Origin of the sequence: Achromobacter spanius (assembly GCF_002812705.1) — a bacterium.
In the GTDB taxonomy this organism is placed as follows: Bacteria; Pseudomonadota; Gammaproteobacteria; order Burkholderiales; family Burkholderiaceae_B; genus Achromobacter; species Achromobacter spanius.
The window spans coordinates 544,702-562,798 of the sequence record NZ_CP025030.1 but is presented as its reverse complement, the minus strand read 5'-3'; the positions used below and the strand labels follow the sequence as shown (position 1 = coordinate 562,798).

Annotated in this window: 12 protein-coding genes, 4 rRNA genes and 1 other RNA gene; 14 read left to right on the top strand and 3 right to left on the bottom strand. The window is 57.7% G+C overall.

What is annotated here, in order from left to right:
• Nucleotides 1-124: 124 nt before the first annotated feature.
• The 3 genes from ilvD to msrA all read left to right on the top strand — a co-directional run bounded on the left by ilvD (nt 125) and on the right by msrA (nt 2,760).
• Nucleotides 125-1,810 (top strand): dihydroxy-acid dehydratase, encoded by a 1,686-nt coding sequence (gene ilvD / locus CVS48_RS02585; RefSeq protein ID WP_100853127.1) that lies wholly within the window; start codon nt 125-127, stop codon nt 1,808-1,810.
• The gene (locus CVS48_RS02580; protein WP_100853126.1) at nt 1,794-2,129 is read left to right on the top strand and encodes a c-type cytochrome; all 336 of its coding nucleotides are present in this window, start codon (nt 1,794-1,796) and stop codon (nt 2,127-2,129) included. The genes ilvD and CVS48_RS02580 overlap by 17 nt, the downstream gene beginning before the upstream one ends.
• 76 nt (nt 2,130-2,205) lie before the next feature.
• Entirely contained in the window at nt 2,206-2,760 is a 555-nt protein-coding gene (gene msrA / locus CVS48_RS02575; protein WP_100853125.1) for a peptide-methionine (S)-S-oxide reductase MsrA, read from the top strand.
• Between the two features lie 113 nt (nt 2,761-2,873).
• Here msrA and hppD read toward each other — a convergent pair whose 3' ends face one another.
• Nucleotides 2,874-3,986 (bottom strand): 4-hydroxyphenylpyruvate dioxygenase, encoded by a 1,113-nt coding sequence (gene hppD, locus CVS48_RS02570; RefSeq protein ID WP_100853124.1) that lies wholly within the window; start codon nt 3,984-3,986, stop codon nt 2,874-2,876.
• Nucleotides 3,987-4,142: 156 nt separating this feature from the next.
• Between hppD and CVS48_RS02565 the strand changes: the two genes are divergently transcribed.
• The 7 genes from CVS48_RS02565 (at nt 4,143) to CVS48_RS02540 (ending at nt 11,662) form a co-directional block, all read left to right on the top strand.
• Nucleotides 4,143-4,619, top strand: a complete 477-nt coding sequence (locus CVS48_RS02565; protein WP_100857478.1) for an Lrp/AsnC family transcriptional regulator — start codon at nt 4,143-4,145, stop codon at nt 4,617-4,619.
• Nucleotides 4,620-4,855: 236 nt separating this feature from the next.
• A complete protein-coding gene (locus CVS48_RS29145; RefSeq protein WP_126376175.1) occupies nt 4,856-5,035 on the top strand; it encodes a hypothetical protein in 180 nt (59 codons plus the stop codon).
• A gap of 686 nt (nt 5,036-5,721) precedes the next feature.
• Nucleotides 5,722-7,252: ribosomal RNA gene (locus CVS48_RS02560) — 16S ribosomal RNA — on the top strand.
• Between the two features lie 343 nt (nt 7,253-7,595).
• A 23S ribosomal RNA gene (locus tag CVS48_RS02555) occupies nt 7,596-10,480 on the top strand.
• Nucleotides 10,481-10,683: 203 nt separating this feature from the next.
• A 5S ribosomal RNA gene (gene rrf / locus CVS48_RS02550) occupies nt 10,684-10,796 on the top strand.
• Nucleotides 10,797-10,977: 181 nt separating this feature from the next.
• Nucleotides 10,978-11,090 (top strand): 5S ribosomal RNA (gene rrf / locus CVS48_RS02545).
• Together the 16S, 23S and 5S rRNA genes form the textbook arrangement of a ribosomal RNA operon.
• A 152-nt stretch (nt 11,091-11,242) precedes the next feature.
• A complete protein-coding gene (locus CVS48_RS02540) occupies nt 11,243-11,662 on the top strand; it encodes a DUF4870 family protein (protein WP_100853123.1) in 420 nt (139 codons plus the stop codon).
• A 466-nt stretch (nt 11,663-12,128) separates the two neighbouring features.
• Here the strand turns inward: CVS48_RS02540 and CVS48_RS02535 are convergent, their stop codons facing one another.
• Nucleotides 12,129-12,407: an SWIB/MDM2 domain-containing protein gene (locus CVS48_RS02535; protein ID WP_006217453.1), complete on the bottom strand. Its 279-nt coding sequence runs from the start codon at nt 12,405-12,407 to the stop codon at nt 12,129-12,131.
• A 147-nt stretch (nt 12,408-12,554) separates the two neighbouring features.
• Between CVS48_RS02535 and CVS48_RS02530 the strand changes: the two genes are divergently transcribed.
• Nucleotides 12,555-13,748: a M20 aminoacylase family protein gene (locus CVS48_RS02530; RefSeq protein WP_100853122.1), complete on the top strand. Its 1,194-nt coding sequence runs from the start codon at nt 12,555-12,557 to the stop codon at nt 13,746-13,748.
• Nucleotides 13,749-13,760: 12 nt separating this feature from the next.
• A complete protein-coding gene (gene pyrC, locus CVS48_RS02525) occupies nt 13,761-14,825 on the top strand; it encodes a dihydroorotase (protein WP_100853121.1) in 1,065 nt (354 codons plus the stop codon).
• 126 nt (nt 14,826-14,951) lie between these two features.
• Here the strand turns inward: pyrC and CVS48_RS02520 are convergent, their stop codons facing one another.
• Nucleotides 14,952-16,778, bottom strand: coding sequence for an ATP-binding cassette domain-containing protein (locus CVS48_RS02520; RefSeq protein ID WP_100853120.1), 1,827 nt, complete (start codon nt 16,776-16,778; stop codon nt 14,952-14,954).
• 129 nt (nt 16,779-16,907) lie between these two features.
• Between CVS48_RS02520 and rnpB the strand changes: the two genes are divergently transcribed.
• Together rnpB and mraZ are read left to right on the top strand one after the other, a co-directional pair.
• Nucleotides 16,908-17,313, top strand: an RNA gene (gene rnpB, locus CVS48_RS02515) — RNase P RNA component class A.
• A gap of 353 nt (nt 17,314-17,666) precedes the next feature.
• Nucleotides 17,667-18,095: a division/cell wall cluster transcriptional repressor MraZ gene (mraZ, locus tag CVS48_RS02510; RefSeq protein WP_006226256.1), complete on the top strand. Its 429-nt coding sequence runs from the start codon at nt 17,667-17,669 to the stop codon at nt 18,093-18,095.
• The last annotated feature ends 2 nt before the right edge of the window (nt 18,096-18,097 follow it).

The following is an 18,097-nucleotide window of genomic DNA, read 5'->3' as shown; positions in this document are numbered from 1 at the left end:
CCGACACAATGAAGTTGAATGATAATAACCGGCGAGCATTGAAGATTCGCATGCATGCAAGCGAGCCAGCTTCCCGGGTGCGTTCGCCATGTCCGCGCCCCGACGCCGACAGGAGAGACAGACCATGCCGAACAACGAACGTTCCCGCCACATCACCGAAGGCGTAGCACGCGCGCCCAATCGCGCCATGTACTACGCGCTGGGCTATAAGGAAGCCGATTTCAACAACCCCATGATAGGCGTGGCCAACGGCCACTCCACGATCACGCCCTGCAATAGCGGCCTGCAGCGCTTGGCAGACGCCGCCATCGACGCCATCCGGTCCTCCAGCGCCAACCCTCAGGTGTTCGGCACGCCCACCATTTCCGACGGCATGTCCATGGGCACCGAGGGGATGAAGTACTCGTTGGTTTCGCGCGAGGTCATCGCTGACTGTATCGAGACCGCCGCCCAAGGGCAGTGGATGGATGGCGTGGTGGTCATTGGCGGTTGCGACAAGAACATGCCGGGCGGCATGATCGCCCTGGCGCGCACGAACGTACCGGGCATCTACGTGTATGGCGGCACCATCAAGCCGGGCCACTACAAGGGCAACGATCTCACCATCGTCTCGGTCTTCGAAGCCGTCGGCGAATATACGATGGGCCGCATGCCCGAGGCCGATTTCAAGCAGATCGAAAAATGCGCCATCCCCGGCTCGGGTTCCTGTGGCGGCATGTACACCGCCAACACCATGAGCTCCGCCTTTGAAGCCATGGGCATGAGCCTGCCGTATTCCAGCACGATGGCCAATGAAGATGACGAAAAAGTCGTCTCGGCCGCCGAGTCGGCGCGCGTGCTGGTCGACGCGGTCCGGCGCAACCTGCGTCCGCGCGACATCATCACGCGCGAATCCATCGAAAACGCCGTGTCGGTCATCATGGCCACGGGCGGATCCACCAACGCGGTGCTGCACTTCCTGGCCATTGCCCATGCCGCCGAAGTGCCGTGGACCATCGATGACTTCGAGCGTATCCGCAAGCGCGTGCCGGTGCTGTGCAACTTGAAGCCATCCGGCAAGTACGTCGCAACGGATCTGCATCGTGCGGGCGGGATCCCGCAAGTCATGAAGCTGTTGCTCAATGCCGGCCTGCTGCATGGCGAGTGCATCACAATCACAGGCAAGACCATCGCGCAAACGCTTGCCGATGTGCCGGATGCGCCACGCGCGGATCAGGACGTCATCATGCCGCTGGATCGTGCGCTCTACCCGCAAGGGCATCTGGCCATTCTCAAGGGCAACTTGTCGCCGGAAGGCTGCGTGGCCAAGATCACCGGGCTGAAGAATCCGGTCATGACCGGTCCGGCGCGCGTCTTTGACTCCGAGGACGACGCGATGACCGCCATCATGGCGCAGCGTATCAAGGACGGCGATGTCGTGGTCATCCGCTACGAAGGCCCCAAAGGGGGGCCAGGCATGCGCGAAATGCTGGCGCCCACTTCCGCGTTGGTGGGGCAGGGCCTGGGCGAAACGGTCGGCCTGATCACCGATGGCCGCTTTTCCGGCGGCACCTGGGGCATGGTCGTTGGCCACGTGGCGCCGGAAGCATTCGTGGGTGGGCCGATCGCTCTGATCCAGGAAGGTGATTCGGTTACCATCGATGCCCACAAGCTGCTGCTGCAGCTCAACATCAGCGACGAAGACCTGGCGGCTCGTCGCCAGGCCTGGGTCCAGCCCAAGCCGCGTTATACACGCGGTGTGCTTGCCAAGTTCGGCAAGCTCGCCAGCACCGCGAGCCGTGGGGCAGTTACCGATGCATTTGAAGATTAGTCTGTTGGCGGCCGTCGCCTGCGTGTTGAGCGCAGGCGCGGTCCAGGCGCAAACGACCGGCCTGGACCTGGCCAAGAGCAAGGCCTGTATGGCTTGTCACCAGGTAGAGGCCAAGCGTGTGGGCCCGCCTTTGAAGAGTGTGGCGGAACGTTATGCGGAGCAGGGCGACGCCATGGTGGATTACCTGGCCGGCAAGATTCGCGGGGGTGGCCGCGGTGCCTGGGGCGCGGTTCCCATGCCAGCCCAGACCCATGTCAGCCAGGAAGACGCCCGTCTGCTGGCCGAATGGATACTGTCGCTGGCGCCGGCCAAGCAGTAGTCTTATTCTTGATGCCCCGGCGTGAAGCGCGGGAAGTGGGCCGCGCGGCGTGGCCCCTTATCAATGAGGAATTGTCATGACAGAACAACCATCCCCAGGCAATGAGGTTGCCGTCCTTGGCGGCGGCTGCTTCTGGTGCGTCGAAGCGGTCTTCGTCGATCTGCGCGGCGTGAAGAGCGTGTTGCCCGGCTACAGCGGCGGGCACGTCGACAACCCCAGCTACGAGCAGGTGTGCGGCAAGGACACGGGCCATATCGAGGTCGCCAGAATCGAATTCGACCCTACCGAGCTGTCCTTCAGTGATTTGCTGCGCGTGTTCTTCGCCACGCATGATCCCACCACGCCGGGCCGCCAAGGCAACGACATCGGTCCGCAGTACGAGTCGGCAATCTTTTGGCAGAACGAGTCTCAGCGTGAGCAAGCTGTAGCAGTCATCGCCGAGGTCGAGGCGCAACAGGTTTACGACGCGCCCATCGTCACCAAGCTATTGGCGCCCGCCAAATTCTGGCAAGCCGAGGATTACCACAGCAACTACTTTGCCCTGCACCCCGAGCAAGGTTATTGCCAGTTCGTGATCGCACCCAAGGTTGCCAAGTTCCGCAAGCAATTCCAGGATCGTCTGAAGCGCTAACTGCTGCGTGGACGCCCGGGCCGGTTCGAACGGGCAAAAAAAACCTCACCACAAGGTGAGGCTACAAAGCCAGTGCCGATGCTAGGGCACTTGGGCACTGGCGGGGGAAGCGCTTACTCGACGTTCTTCACCACGCCGCGGCGCATCTGGTCCAGTTCGATCGATTCGAACAGGGCCTTGAAGTTGCCTTCGCCAAACCCGTCGTTGCCTTTGCGCTGGATGATCTCGAAGAAGATCGGGCCGATCTGGTTCTCCGTGAAGATCTGCAGCAAAAGGCCGCCACCGGGCGCGCCATCCAGCAGGATACGGTTTTTCTGCAGGCGCGCTACATCTTCCCCGTGATTGGGCAGGCGGCGGTCCAGCAGTTCGTAGTACGTTTCCGGCGTATCCAGAAACACCACGCCCGACTCGCGCAGCGCTTCAATGGTGCTGTAGATGTCATCCGTCGCCATGGCAATGTGCTGGATGCCTTCGCCGCGGTACAGGTCCAGATATTCCTGGATCTGCCCCTTCTCCTCGGTGCCTTCCTCATTGATCGGAATGCGGATATTGCCGCACGGCGACGTCATCGCCTTCGACTTCACGCCGGTCACCTTGCCTTCGATGTCGAAGTAGCGCACTTCACGGAAGTTGAACAGGCGCTCGTAGAATTCCGACCACTCAGCCATGCGGCCCTTGTGCACGTTGTGCGTCAAGTGGTCCACCAACGTCAAGCCGGCTCCGCGGTGGTTCAGGTCCGCCTGCGCATTGCCCGGATCCACGGGGACGAAGTCCACGTCATAGATGCTGATGTCACCAATGCCGCCATGGCCTTCCTTGCCAGTCCAGCGGTCAACCAGGTAGATCAGCGAGTCGCCGATGCCTTTGATGGCTGGAATGTTCAGTTCCATGGGGCCGCTATGCGAGTCGAATCCCCATGCGCCCAGTTCCAATGCGCGCTTGTAAGCGGCATTGGCATCTTGAACGCGGAAACCAATTGCACAGATCGACGGTCCGTGCAGGCGCGCAAAGCGCTGGGCAAAGGAATCCGGTTCGGCATTGATCAGGAAATTGACGCCGCCCTGACGGTACAGAGTGACGTCCTTGTGGCGGTGTTTGGCAATGGCTTTGAAGCCCAAAAGTTCAAACACCTTGCGCAGCGCAGCGGGATCCGGCGCGGCATATTCAATGAACTCGAACCCGGCGGTGCCCATCGGGTTGTCCCAGGGTTGGAAAGCGCTGCTCATAAGTCTGCTCCCTTGCATCGTTTTTCAGGACGACTTGTTATTCAAGTCTAGAAGAAGATTGTAGGTAGGATCGACGAGCAGACAATTGCAAACATGGCGTCGGAGTGCCCTATTTGAGCAATAATATTGCCGTATATGAAAATTCAAGGGCAAAAAATGTCTGATATCGAGCTTGATAGGACAGATCTAAGGATTCTGGCCGAACTGCAGCGCGATGGACGCCTTAGCAACCAGGAATTGGCCGACCGCGTGTCGCTGTCGCCCAGCCCCTGCTTGCGGCGGGTGCGCCGACTGGAAGAGAAGGGCTATATCAAAAAGTACGTAGCGCTGATCGACGCTGAGAAAGTCGGGCTCGGTCTGCTGGCCTACGTCAACATCCGCCTGAACAAGCATAGCGGCTCCAGTCACGCGCCAATGAGCGACTTCGCGCGCGACGTGCAGCTTTGGCCTGAAGTGGTGGAGTGCTATGCAATGTCCGGCGATATGGACTATCTGCTTCGAATCCAGGTGGCCGACCTGGCGCACTTTTCCCGATTCGCCATGGACACGCTGATGCGCCACCCCGCCGTCGTGGATATGCGTTCCTTCTTCGCGTTACAGCAGATCAAGGAAACGACCGAGCTAAGGCTTTGACATTGGGGGCGGAGATGGGGGAGTGGTGTGTTCTATATAGGAAGTGGTGTGCTCTATATATAGAGGGCCTGCCCACGTTCGTGGTGCTACCGGCGCACCTCCATATATAGGTGCACGCCTTTCTTGAAAGGGTGCGTCCCTATAAATCTTCATCTTTGTGAAAAATGGGTGTCATGTGGAGCCCTTAGTCGAAATTTCCGTGCTATAGTCTCGCTCCTTCGCAGTTCAGGCAGTTTTTGAATCGCGAAGCCAAGCAAGCGCAACAGGTCAACCGGCAAGCGATCCGCAAGGAAACCTTCCCCGGCCTGCCGCAAAGCAGCCAGCAGATAGTTATGCCGGCAGCCAAGCGGTTATTGCAAGGATTGCAGCAAATCAGGCAAAAGCCAGTTGCGCAATCTGCAAAAATTGTGCTATAGTCTTGGGCTTGGCTGGTGATGCTGATTCAGGGTTTACCCGGATAAATATTGCGAGCCACCTGGTTCAGTAACCAACCTCTGGATTCCAGAGCCAACGCAAAGCGCAAGCGAGCGGCGGGGTTGCAAGATAGGATGCAAATTAGGCAAGAGCCGGTTGCATAATCTGCAAAAGTTGTGTTATAGTTTCAGGCTTGGCAGTTGCCGAAAACTTAGGGTTAACCCGAATGGGTGTTCTGATGTTTCGATAGCTGCTAAGGGAGGGTGACCTGAAGAGGTCGCAAGCAAGAAAGCGGTGGCGCGAAAGCGAACGAAGCTGACTTGACAAGCGATAAAAACTTCTTCATAATCTCGCCTCTCTGCTGCTGAAAACAGCAAGCGACGCAAGGCGAAAGCCGCAGCGAAGCTGGCGGGTTCAGTAGGTAGCAAGAAGTTGGTAGTACAGAATTTAGCAGTACCGCTCTTTAACAATTAAACAACCGATAAGTGTGGGCGCTTGATGCGATGCACTGTGATCAAGTTGGGAGTTAAATCCTGGCTTTATCACAAGCACAATGAAATCAAGTGCTCACTAGAAGTGAAGTACCTTAGACGTCAAGTTTAAGAACATACCTCACTTCCTTTGAGTAGCGACGTATGACCTGGTTCGGATTTATTCGGACCAAGAATACGAAACAAATACAGAGATTAAACTGAAGAGTTTGATCCTGGCTCAGATTGAACGCTAGCGGGATGCCTTACACATGCAAGTCGAACGGCAGCACGGACTTCGGTCTGGTGGCGAGTGGCGAACGGGTGAGTAATGTATCGGAACGTGCCTAGTAGCGGGGGATAACTACGCGAAAGCGTAGCTAATACCGCATACGCCCTACGGGGGAAAGCAGGGGATCGCAAGACCTTGCACTATTAGAGCGGCCGATATCGGATTAGCTAGTTGGTGGGGTAACGGCTCACCAAGGCGACGATCCGTAGCTGGTTTGAGAGGACGACCAGCCACACTGGGACTGAGACACGGCCCAGACTCCTACGGGAGGCAGCAGTGGGGAATTTTGGACAATGGGGGAAACCCTGATCCAGCCATCCCGCGTGTGCGATGAAGGCCTTCGGGTTGTAAAGCACTTTTGGCAGGAAAGAAACGTCATGGGCTAATACCCCGTGAAACTGACGGTACCTGCAGAATAAGCACCGGCTAACTACGTGCCAGCAGCCGCGGTAATACGTAGGGTGCAAGCGTTAATCGGAATTACTGGGCGTAAAGCGTGCGCAGGCGGTTCGGAAAGAAAGATGTGAAATCCCAGAGCTTAACTTTGGAACTGCATTTTTAACTACCGAGCTAGAGTGTGTCAGAGGGAGGTGGAATTCCGCGTGTAGCAGTGAAATGCGTAGATATGCGGAGGAACACCGATGGCGAAGGCAGCCTCCTGGGATAACACTGACGCTCATGCACGAAAGCGTGGGGAGCAAACAGGATTAGATACCCTGGTAGTCCACGCCCTAAACGATGTCAACTAGCTGTTGGGGCCTTCGGGCCTTGGTAGCGCAGCTAACGCGTGAAGTTGACCGCCTGGGGAGTACGGTCGCAAGATTAAAACTCAAAGGAATTGACGGGGACCCGCACAAGCGGTGGATGATGTGGATTAATTCGATGCAACGCGAAAAACCTTACCTACCCTTGACATGTCTGGAATTCCGAAGAGATTTGGAAGTGCTCGCAAGAGAACCGGAACACAGGTGCTGCATGGCTGTCGTCAGCTCGTGTCGTGAGATGTTGGGTTAAGTCCCGCAACGAGCGCAACCCTTGTCATTAGTTGCTACGAAAGGGCACTCTAATGAGACTGCCGGTGACAAACCGGAGGAAGGTGGGGATGACGTCAAGTCCTCATGGCCCTTATGGGTAGGGCTTCACACGTCATACAATGGTCGGGACAGAGGGTCGCCAACCCGCGAGGGGGAGCCAATCCCAGAAACCCGATCGTAGTCCGGATCGCAGTCTGCAACTCGACTGCGTGAAGTCGGAATCGCTAGTAATCGCGGATCAGCATGTCGCGGTGAATACGTTCCCGGGTCTTGTACACACCGCCCGTCACACCATGGGAGTGGGTTTTACCAGAAGTAGTTAGCCTAACCGCAAGGGGGGCGATTACCACGGTAGGATTCATGACTGGGGTGAAGTCGTAACAAGGTAGCCGTATCGGAAGGTGCGGCTGGATCACCTCCTTTCAGAGCTTAAGTGCTCGTGTTAAGCGTCCACTCTTATCGGTTGTTTTTTGTAGCTGGGGTCAATATTGATTGGCCTGGCGTAGAAGTTAACGCATAGCGCTGCTTGCAGCGCTATGCGTTGGGTTTTACTCAACAGCTATATTCGTTCTTTAACAATCTGGAAGAAGCACAACGAAATGTACTTATTAAGTACTCGGCGCAAGCTGAAGAAAATAAGTACGGGTTGTGATTGCATTATTTTGTTCCAAGTTCTCAAGACTGAGGTGAATAACCTCAGACTGCTTTGAAACTTATGAACGGCACAAACGCTAATACTCAGGTCCTATAGCCTACAGCGTTATAGGATCAAGCGACTAAGTGCATATGGTGGATGCCTTGGCGATCACAGGCGATGAAGGACGTAGTAGCCTGCGAAAAGCTACGGGGAGCTGGCAAACAAGCTTTGATCCGTAGATGTCCGAATGGGGAAACCCACCGCAGCAATGCGGTATCCCTAGCTGAATACATAGGCTAGTGGAAGCGAACCGGGTGAACTGAAACATCTCAGTAGCTCGAGGAAAAGAAATCAACCGAGATTCCGAAAGTAGTGGCGAGCGAAATCGGAAGAGCCTTTACGTTTTAGCACGCAAGATAGTCGAACGGAATGGAAAGTCCGGCCGTAGCAGGTGATAGCCCTGTAGATGAAATCTTGTGTGTGGAACTAAGCGTAAGACAAGTAGGGCGGGACACGTGAAATCCTGTTTGAAGATGGGGGGACCATCCTCCAAGGCTAAATACTCGTGATCGACCGATAGTGAACCAGTACCGTGAGGGAAAGGCGAAAAGAACCCCGGAAGGGGAGTGAAATAGATCCTGAAACCGTATGCATACAAACAGTAGGAGCCTCCTTGTGGGGTGACTGCGTACCTTTTGTATAATGGGTCAGCGACTTACATTCAGTGGCAAGGTTAACCGAATAGGGAAGCCGTAGCGAAAGCGAGTCCGAATAGGGCGATTCAGTCGCTGGGTGTAGACCCGAAACCAGATGATCTATCCATGGCCAGGTTGAAGGCACGGTAACACGTGCTGGAGGACCGAACCCACTAATGTTGAAAAATTAGGGGATGAGCTGTGGATAGGGGTGAAAGGCTAAACAAATCTGGAAATAGCTGGTTCTCTCCGAAAACTATTTAGGTAGTGCCTCAAGTATTACTGCGGGGGGTAGAGCACTGTTATAGCTAGGGGGTCATGGCGACTTACCAAACTATGGCAAACTCCGAATACCCGCAAGTACAGCTTGGGAGACAGAGCACCGGGTGCTAACGTCCGGACTCAAGAGGGAAACAACCCAGACCGCCAGCTAAGGTCCCGAATTATCGCTAAGTGGGAAACGAAGTGGGAAGGCATAGACAGTCAGGAGGTTGGCTTAGAAGCAGCCATCCTTTAAAGAAAGCGTAATAGCTCACTGATCGAGTCGTCCTGCGCGGAAGATGTAACGGGGCTAAGCGATAAACCGAAGCTGCGGGTGTGCACTTTTAGTGCACGCGGTAGGAGAGCGTTCTGTAAGCCTGCGAAGGTGGCTTGTAAAGGCTGCTGGAGGTATCAGAAGTGCGAATGCTGACATGAGTAGCGATAAAGGGGGTGAAAAGCCCCCTCGCCGTAAGTCCAAGGTTTCCTGCGCAACGTTCATCGGCGCAGGGTGAGTCGGCCCCTAAGGCGAGGCAGAGATGCGTAGCTGATGGGAAACTGGTTAATATTCCAGTACCGTCGTACAGTGCGATGGGGGGACGGATCGCGGAAGATCATCAGGGTGTTGGATGTCCCTGTTGCTGTATCGAAGATGGCGCTTAGGCAAATCCGGGCGCGTAAATCAAGGGTATGGCACGAGCGAGCATTGCTTGCGAAGTGATTGGAAGTGGTTCCAAGAAAAGCCTCTAAGCTTCAGCTGTGCGAGACCGTACCGCAAACCGACACAGGTGGACGGGATGAATATTCCAAGGCGCTTGAGAGAACTCAGGAGAAGGAACTCGGCAAATTGATACCGTAACTTCGGGAGAAGGTATACCCCGGTAGTGTGAAGCGCCTGCGCGCTTAGCATGATGGGGTCGCAGAGAATCGGTGGCTGCGACTGTTTATTAAAAACACAGCACTCTGCAAAGACGAAAGTCGACGTATAGGGTGTGACGCCTGCCCGGTGCCGGAAGGTTAAGTGATGGGGTGCAAGCTCTTGATCGAAGCCCCGGTAAACGGCGGCCGTAACTATAACGGTCCTAAGGTAGCGAAATTCCTTGTCGGGTAAGTTCCGACCTGCACGAATGGCGTAACGATGGCCACACTGTCTCCTCCTGAGACTCAGCGAAGTTGAAGTGTTTGTGATGATGCAATCTACCCGCGGCTAGACGGAAAGACCCCATGAACCTTTACTGTAGCTTTGCATTGATCTGTGAACCGGCCTGTGTAGGATAGGTGGGAGGCTTTGAAGCGTGGTCGCTAGATCACGTGGAGCCATCCTTGAAATACCACCCTGGTTTGTTTGCGGTTCTAACCTTGGTCCGTTATCCGGATCGGGGACAGTGCATGGTGGGCAGTTTGACTGGGGCGGTCTCCTCCCAAAGTGTAACGGAGGAGTTCGAAGGTACGCTAGGTACGGTCGGAAATCGTGCTGATAGTGCAATGGCATAAGCGTGCTTGACTGTGAGACTGACAAGTCGAACAGGTGCGAAAGCAGGACATAGTGATCCGGTGGTTCTGAATGGAAGGGCCATCGCTCAACGGATAAAAGGTACTCTGGGGATAACAGGCTGATACCGCCCAAGAGTTCATATCGACGGCGGTGTTTGGCACCTCGATGTCGGCTCATCTCATCCTGGGGCTGTAGCCGGTCCCAAGGGTATGGCTGTTCGCCATTTAAAGAGGTACGTGAGCTGGGTTTAAAACGTCGTGAGACAGTTTGGTCCCTATCTGCCGTGGGCGTTGGATACTTGACGGAGCCTGCTCCTAGTACGAGAGGACCGGAGTGGACGTACCTCTGGTGTACCGGTTGTCATGCCAATGGCATTGCCGGGTAGCTAAGTACGGAAGAGATAACCGCTGAAGGCATCTAAGCGGGAAACTCGTCTGAAGATTAGGTATCCCGGGGACTTGATCCCCCTAAAGAGTCGTTCGAGACCAGGACGTTGATAGGTCGGGTGTGGAAGCGCAGTAATGCGTTAAGCTAACCGATACTAATTGCTCGTGAGGCTTGATCCTATAACACTGATGGTTATTGACCTGGTGATATAGCGTTCCAAGTGTCGTTCAATACAAAATCTGGCTGCACCGTCAGCAGCCAGCCAACACCAATTACATACCCCTTGTGCGTGATCATCGAGCTTGCCTCTGGTCACCCACACGTTGTGTTTCTTCCAAGATTGGAGCCGTTGCGCTAACCCGCAGCCGCTCAACCCGTTACGCCTGACGACCATAGCAAGGTGGTACCACTCCTTCCCATCCCGAACAGGACAGTGAAACGCCTTCGCGCCGATGATAGTGGACGGACGTCTGTGAAAGTAGGTCATCGTCAGGCTTTTATTGCGCAAAACCCCACAGGTGATCCTGTGGGGTTTTGTTTTATATAAGTGAGAACAGACGCACGTGTGGTTGCATGTAGTGGCTGCGATCACGGTTGTGGTGTGTGTTCGTGCAATGCCAGGCAGTACCCAAAATTCGAAGGGTTGACGCATCAGTCAACCGTTCAAGCAGTTACGCTTAACGACCATAGCAAGGTGGTACCACTCCTTCCCATCCCGAACAGGACAGTGAAACGCCTTCGCGCCGATGATAGTGGACGGACGTCTGTGAAAGTAGGTCATCGTTAAGCTCTTATATCGCAAAGCCCCGCCGGGAACCGGCGGGGCTTTGTCTTTGGCGAAGCAGGCTCGTACCGGTCGGCAAAACTCATACGCCGCCGCCTCGTCAATCAGGCTGCAACCCGCGCCAATGCTGATTGTGCCGAAATAACAACGCCCGTAGATGGGCCTGTTTTGTGCGGTAAGATTGACCGAGTCAATTCGTTGGAGCGTTATCGTGAGTGATCCCCAGACCCCTTTGCCCGGTACAACGTTAGACCTTCGCACACTGACCCATGTGGCTTACGGTTTATTCGCCTTGGGCTTTTTGACGAGTGGAATTCTGGGCATTGCGACATTGGCCGCCGTGGTGCTGATGTACGTGAAACGTTCGGACGCTGCCGGTACCGTATACGCCTCCCACTTCGACTGGATGCTGCGCACATTTTGGTGGGCGATGTTGTGGCTGGCCATCAGCGCAATTGCCATCTATATCTTCATTGGCTGGATCAGCCTGATCGCGACCGTTGTGTGGGTGCTGTACCGGTTGATTAAGGGTTGGTTGGCGTTGCTGGATGGTGGCGCACCGACCACGTACGCTTGACCTGTAGAGACAGCCCTTGAGGCAAATGGAAAGCCGGCAGAGATGCCGGCTTTTTCTCGTGCCTGCAACTGCGGGGCCGGTCACGTTCGCCAGAATGCCTTGAGACGATGCGCCGTGGCAGGGCATGGGGTCTTTTGCGTGCAACTTGGGTAGCGCGTGGTGGTGCCTTCAAGGGCGTGAGCGTGCCTTTGCTGCTGGATGCACATGCAGGTGCCAGCCGAGCTGTGGCGAGAGCCAATATGTTTTGCGGGAACTGAAGAAGCGTGGCGCCAGCGGGAGATCGAAAAGATCAGGGCGACAGCAAGACGGTGCTTTGCCGCCTCCACAAGGTGTGGACTGGTATGTTGCGCGCCGAGAATGGCGGATGCGTGAAGGTGGTGCGAAGGTAGTGAGCTAGCCCGGCGAAAAGCCAGGGCATCGCGACAATCCACGAGGCAGGGACGTACGGGGTACGCCCTTTGCCTGCTTACTTCAGATGTGCGTTGACCAACTTGGTCAGTTCGAACATCGTGACCTGATCCTTGCCAAAGATCGGACGCAGCTTGGCATCGGCGTTGATGTTGCGCTTGTTGCTGGCATCTTGCAGGTTGTGCTTCTTGATGTATTCCCAGATCTTCTTGGTGACCTCGGTACGCGGCACGGCTTCCGAGCCGATGACAGCGGCCAATTCGGCGCTGGGGGTCAGGGGCTTCATGAATGCAGCGTTCGGCTTGCGCGCGGTCGCGGGTTTGGAGGTTGTGGCCATAATGCGGCGCTCCTTCTCTGGCTGTTGGAAAAATTGTCCTGCGGCCGGAGCATAACGTGTCTCTCTGGTAAAGACAAAGGCATTTATCCTCTGTAGCAACTAAAATGCGTAGATCGTCCCCTCTATCACGCCATTCTGTAACGTCCTATGTACGCACGATCTGCTTTGGAATCAATTCGGCTTTTTCATGACGAATTGACGGCGCTGCGGCGCGATTTGCATGCTCATCCCGAACTCGGTTTTGAAGAAGTCCGCACGTCCGGCATCGTGGCGGGCGCGCTGGAGGCGTTGGGGATCGAAGTGCACCGCGGGATCGGCAAGACCGGTGTGGTGGGCGTGATCCGCGGCCGGCGCTGCGATAGCGGCCGCATGATCGGCCTGCGCGCCGACATGGATGCCTTGCCCATGACCGAAGACAATGACTTTGGTCATAAGTCGACCAAGCCTGGCTTGATGCACGGATGCGGGCACGATGGTCATACCGCGGTGTTGATCGGGGCAGCCAAGTATCTGGCGCAGACGCGTAATTTCGACGGCACCGCCGTCCTGATTTTTCAGCCTGCGGAAGAAGGGCGCGGCGGAGCGCGCGCCATGCTGGAGGATGGTCTTTTCGACACGTTTCCATGTGATGCGATCTATGCCCTGCACAATTGGCCCGGGCTGCGGCCCGGTACCATCGGCATCAATCCGGGGCCGATGATGGCGGCGGCCGATCGCTTTGAAATCCAGATCACCGGACGTGGCGGCCACGGCGCGCATCCATACCAGACGATCGACCCGGTGACTATCGCCGGGCAGATCATCACCGCATTGCAGACCATTGTGTCGCGTAACGTGAACCCGCTGGATTCGGCAGTGGTGTCGATTGGCTCGATGCAGGCTGGACACCCCGGTGCGATGAGCGTGATCCCGCGCGAGGCCAAGCTGGTGGGCACTGTGCGCACATTCCGCAAATCCGTCCAGGAGATGGTTGAGACGCGCATGCGCGAGCTGGTCACCGCTATCGCGAGCGCGTTTGGCGGCACGGCCGAATTGATATACGAGCGCATCTATCCCGCCACTCTCAATACGCCGCAGCACGCTAACCTTGTGGCCGATATCGCCACCGAAATGATCGGCAAGGAAAACGTGGTGCGTGACCTGGTGCCCTCGATGGGCTCCGAAGATTTCTCGTTCATGTTGCAGAGCAAGCCGGGCGCGTATTTCCGCCTGGGCCAAGGTGGCGCCGAGTCGGGCTGCGTCCTGCACAACTCCCATTTTGATTTCAACGATGCGGTCATTCCCCTGGGCAGCGCGATGTTTTGCGCGCTGGCAGAACGGGGCATGCCGTTGGCAGAATAAGAAGCCCTTTCCATGTCTACTCAAAGCACGACTCAGTTCACGATCACCCGCCCGGACGATTGGCACCTGCACTTGCGCGATGGCGCGGCGCTGGAGGCAGTGGTGGCGGATACCGCACGGCAGTTCGCACGTGCCATCATCATGCCGAATTTGAAGCCGCCGGTGACAACCACCGAGCAGGCACTGGCCTACCGGGATCGCATCCTTCAAGCGTTGCGCAAGGCCGGCGGAAATCCGGATGCCTTCACGCCGCTGATGACGCTTTATCTGACCGACAACACGTCTGCCGAAGAGATCCGTACCGCGCATGCGTCCGGCCAGGTCTACGCGGTAAAGCTCTATCCGGCAGGCGCCACGACTAATTCGGATGCTGGCGTTACGGACTTGCTGGGCAAGTGCACCAAGGCGCTGGAAGCCTTGGAGAAATGCGGGATGCCGCTGCTGGTGCACGGTGAAGTCACCGATCCGGCGATTGACGTGTTCGACCGCGAGGCCATTTTCGTAGAGCGTGTCATGAAGCCGTTGCGCCGCGCGTTTCCGGCCTTGAAGGTGGTGTTCGAACACATCACGACAAAAGAAGGCGCGGAATATGTGCGCGATGCCGAAGGGCCGACCGCCGCGACCATCACGCCGCAGCACATGCTGTACAACCGCAACGCAATTTTCCAGGGCGGTGTGCGTCCACATTGGTACTGCCTGCCGATCCTGAAGCGCGAGACGCATCGCCTGGCCTTGGTTGAGGCCGCGACTAGCGGCAGTCCGCGTTTTTTCCTGGGCACCGACAGCGCGCCCCATGCGCGTGGTCTGAAAGAGCATGCCTGCGGTTGCGCGGGTTGCTACACGGCGCTGCACGCGATGGAGCTCTACGCGACCGCCTTTGACGCCGTGGGCAAACTGGACAAGCTGGAAGGCTTTGCAAGCTTTCATGGCCCCGACTTCTATGGCCTGCCGCGCAACACCGGTACGCTGACGCTTGCGCGTGAGACCTATCAGGTTCCTGAAGAGCTGGCCTTCGGCAATACGACGCTGGTGCCGCTCGCCGCGGGTGAAGCATTGGCGTGGCGGGCGCACGCTTGAGTCGCTAGACGCGGGGTCTGACGGCGGGACCACTAATGTGAACGGGGTGGACGGCATCATGCCGTCCACCCCGTTTCTTTTGCCGCGCCGTCTTTTTCGGTGTGCCTATATATATAGCGGCGTTGCCTAGAGCGTGCCGTCGCGGCGCGCTTCCAGCAGTTCCCAGCGGGCGAACTTCTCTTCTAGTTCGCTTTCCAGTTTGGCGAGTTCGCCGTTGATGCGATCCACTTCTGCTGGCGCTTCGCGGTAGAGGCTACCGTCCGCCAACTTGCCGGCCAGCTCGACCTGCTTCGCTTCGAGTGCGGCGATGGCATCGGGAAGACCTTCGAGTTCGCGCAAATCCCACGCGTTGATCTTGCTGGCCTTGGCCGGCTTGGCGCGGGCAACTTTGGCGCGTGCCGCGCCTTCGTCCACAGGCTTGGATGCTGCATCCTCGTCGGGCGACGTGGTGGCGGGAGCGGGACGCTGGGCGACCCATTCATCATATCCGCCGACATAATCGCGCCAGCGGCCGTTGCCTTCATACGCGATCGTCTGCGTGACGACGTTATTCAGGAACGCGCGGTCGTGGCTGACAAGCAGCACCGTGCCGGCGTATTCCTGCAGCAGTTCTTCCAGAAGCTCCAGCGTTTCGATGTCGAGGTCGTTGGTGGGCTCGTCCAGCACCAGCACGTTTGCCGGGCGGGCGAACAATCGGGCCAGCAACAGGCGCGCGCGTTCGCCGCCAGATAAGCTGCGGACGGGCGAGCCGGCCCGGGCCGGGGAGAACAGGAAGTCGCCCAGGTAGGTCATCACGTGCTTGCGTGTGCCGCCGATTTCAACCCATTCGCTGCCCGGGCTGATGATGTCCACCAGCGAGGCCTCTTCATCCAACTGCGCGCGCATCTGATCAAAATACGCGACCGCCACGTTGGTGCCGAGGCGGGTGGTGCCGGTGTCGGGTTGCATCTCGCCCAGGATGAGCTTGAGCAGCGTGGTCTTGCCCGCGCCGTTGGGGCCGATGATGCCGATGCGGTCGCCGCGCAGGATGGTCGTGGTGTAGTCGTCCACCACGATCTTGTCGCCGAACGTCTTGCCCACGTGTTCAAGTTCGGCTACCAGCTTGCCCGAGCGTTGACCTTCGGCCAGCGCTAAAGAGACGTCGCCGATGCGCTCGCGGCGTTCGGCGCGCTGGACCCGCAGGCTTTCCAAACGGCGCACGCGGCCTTCGTTACGGGTGCGGCGGGCTTCGACGCCCTTGCGAATCCACACCTCTTCTTGCGCCAGCAGCTTGTCAAAGCGGGCCTGCTCCAGGCGTTCCGATTCCAGCCATTGGGCTTTGCGTTCTTGCCATTGCGAAAAGTTGCCCGGGAAGCTCAGCAGGCGGCCGCGGTCGAGTTCGACGATGCGGGTGGTGACTGCGTCCAGGAATCGGCGGTCGTGGGTGATGATCACTGCCGCGCCACGCCAACTGCGCAGCATCTCTTCCAGCCACGCAATGCCTTCGAAGTCGAGATGGTTGGTGGGCTCGTCCAGCAGCAGCAGATCGGGCTCCTCGACCAGCGCGCGCGCCAGGGCCACGCGCTTGCGCGTGCCGCCCGACAACCCTGCGATTTGCACGCCCGCCGGCAGGCCCAGCTTTTCCAGCATCGCGCGCACGCGCGACGGGCGCTGCCAATCTTCGTGGTCGTCTTCCACGTTGCAGACGACGTCGTACACCGTGGCGTTTTCATCCAGTTCCGGTTCTTGTTCGACCGTGGCCACGCGCAGCCCCGAGCTGCGGGCGATGTCGCCATCGTCGGGGACGGTGCGGCCGTCAAGCAGCCTCAGCAGCGACGACTTGCCGGCGCCGTTGCGGCCGATGAGGCCAATGCGCTCGCCGGCCTGGATGGCGAAATCGGCGTGATCCAGCAACGGGTGGTGCCCATAGGCGAGCTGGATGTCGGTAAGGGTGATGAGGGTAGCGAGGGCCATGTAGTCTGTCTTTTCTGCGGCGTACAAGTGGATCAGGGCGTATTGTCGCAGGAACGTCGGCAGCTCGTTGGGCGGGCGCCGAGCGGTTCTTGGGGACAGTGCCGCGACCTGTAATAGAATACGAACCGCAAGGCGGGTCGGGCGATCGCGGTGGATGCGAATCCATCGAGGAAGGTCCGGACTCCATAGGGCAGGGTAACGGCTAACGGCCGTCCGGCCGCGTCTTCGGGCGCGGTTGAGGAATAGGGCCACAGAGACGAGACTGGGAAGCGGGCGCGCATTGCGCGCACCGATACGGCTATCTCCGTATTGCGCGGTTCGGCAACGAACCGCGGCGTCGCAGGGTGAAACGCGGCAACCTCTACCCGGAGCAACATCAAATAGGCATGCGTGCGGCCCTCGGGCTGCGAAGGGCGGCTCCGTCCAAGCATGCGGGTAGGTGGCTAGAGCGGCTCAGCAATGATCCGCGCAGAGGAATGATCGTCCGCCAGGGCAACCTGGTGTACAGAATCCGGCCTATAGACCCGTCTTGCATCGAATTTCTCCTCCACGTGCGATCCGGGGCATCGAACCCGGGCCGCATGGCATGCGCCCGCCATTTTTTTGGGCGACCGAAGCATGCGATTGGCGGGAAGCCTTGTCAGCCGGGGCGGAGGGGGCGGCGTAAAACAATGCAAAGGCATCGTTAGCCGCTACTTCTTACTAAGGACTTTTAGAGTGTGTCGCAACCTCCTGATATATCAGGAGGTTTTTCTTTTTGCGGTTTTACATATTGGTCTAAGTCCTTGTTGTGATTGAAAAAATTGCAACCACGCGCTTGACCGCCCCATTGCCATACCGTAGAGTGGGAAATAGTAGGAAATTGTGCAATTAAGTGGGGTAAAAGTGGTGTTTCAGGGAAGCAGCGCGCTCACGCTGGATGCGAAGGGGCGGATCTCGATTCCGACCCGGCATCGTGACGCGCTGATGTCGCAGGCCGATGGCCGGCTGACCCTGACCCGCCACCCTGACGGCTGCTTGCTGGTGTACCCGCGGCCCGAGTGGGAAAAGAAGCGCGAGCAGATTGCCGCCTTTCCCATGACGGCTCGTGCGTTGCAGCGGCTGTTGCTGGGCAACGCTCAGGACGTGGAACTGGATGGCTCCGGCCGGGTCCTGATCGCTCCTGAACTGCGCAACGCTTCCGGTATGACGCGCGATGTGATGCTGCTCGGTCTGGGCGCGCACTTCGAGCTGTGGGACGCCGCTACTCTGGCCAGCCGCGAGGCGGAAGATTTGGCCAAGGGTATGCCGGATGTGTTGAACCAGTTTTCGTTCTGAAA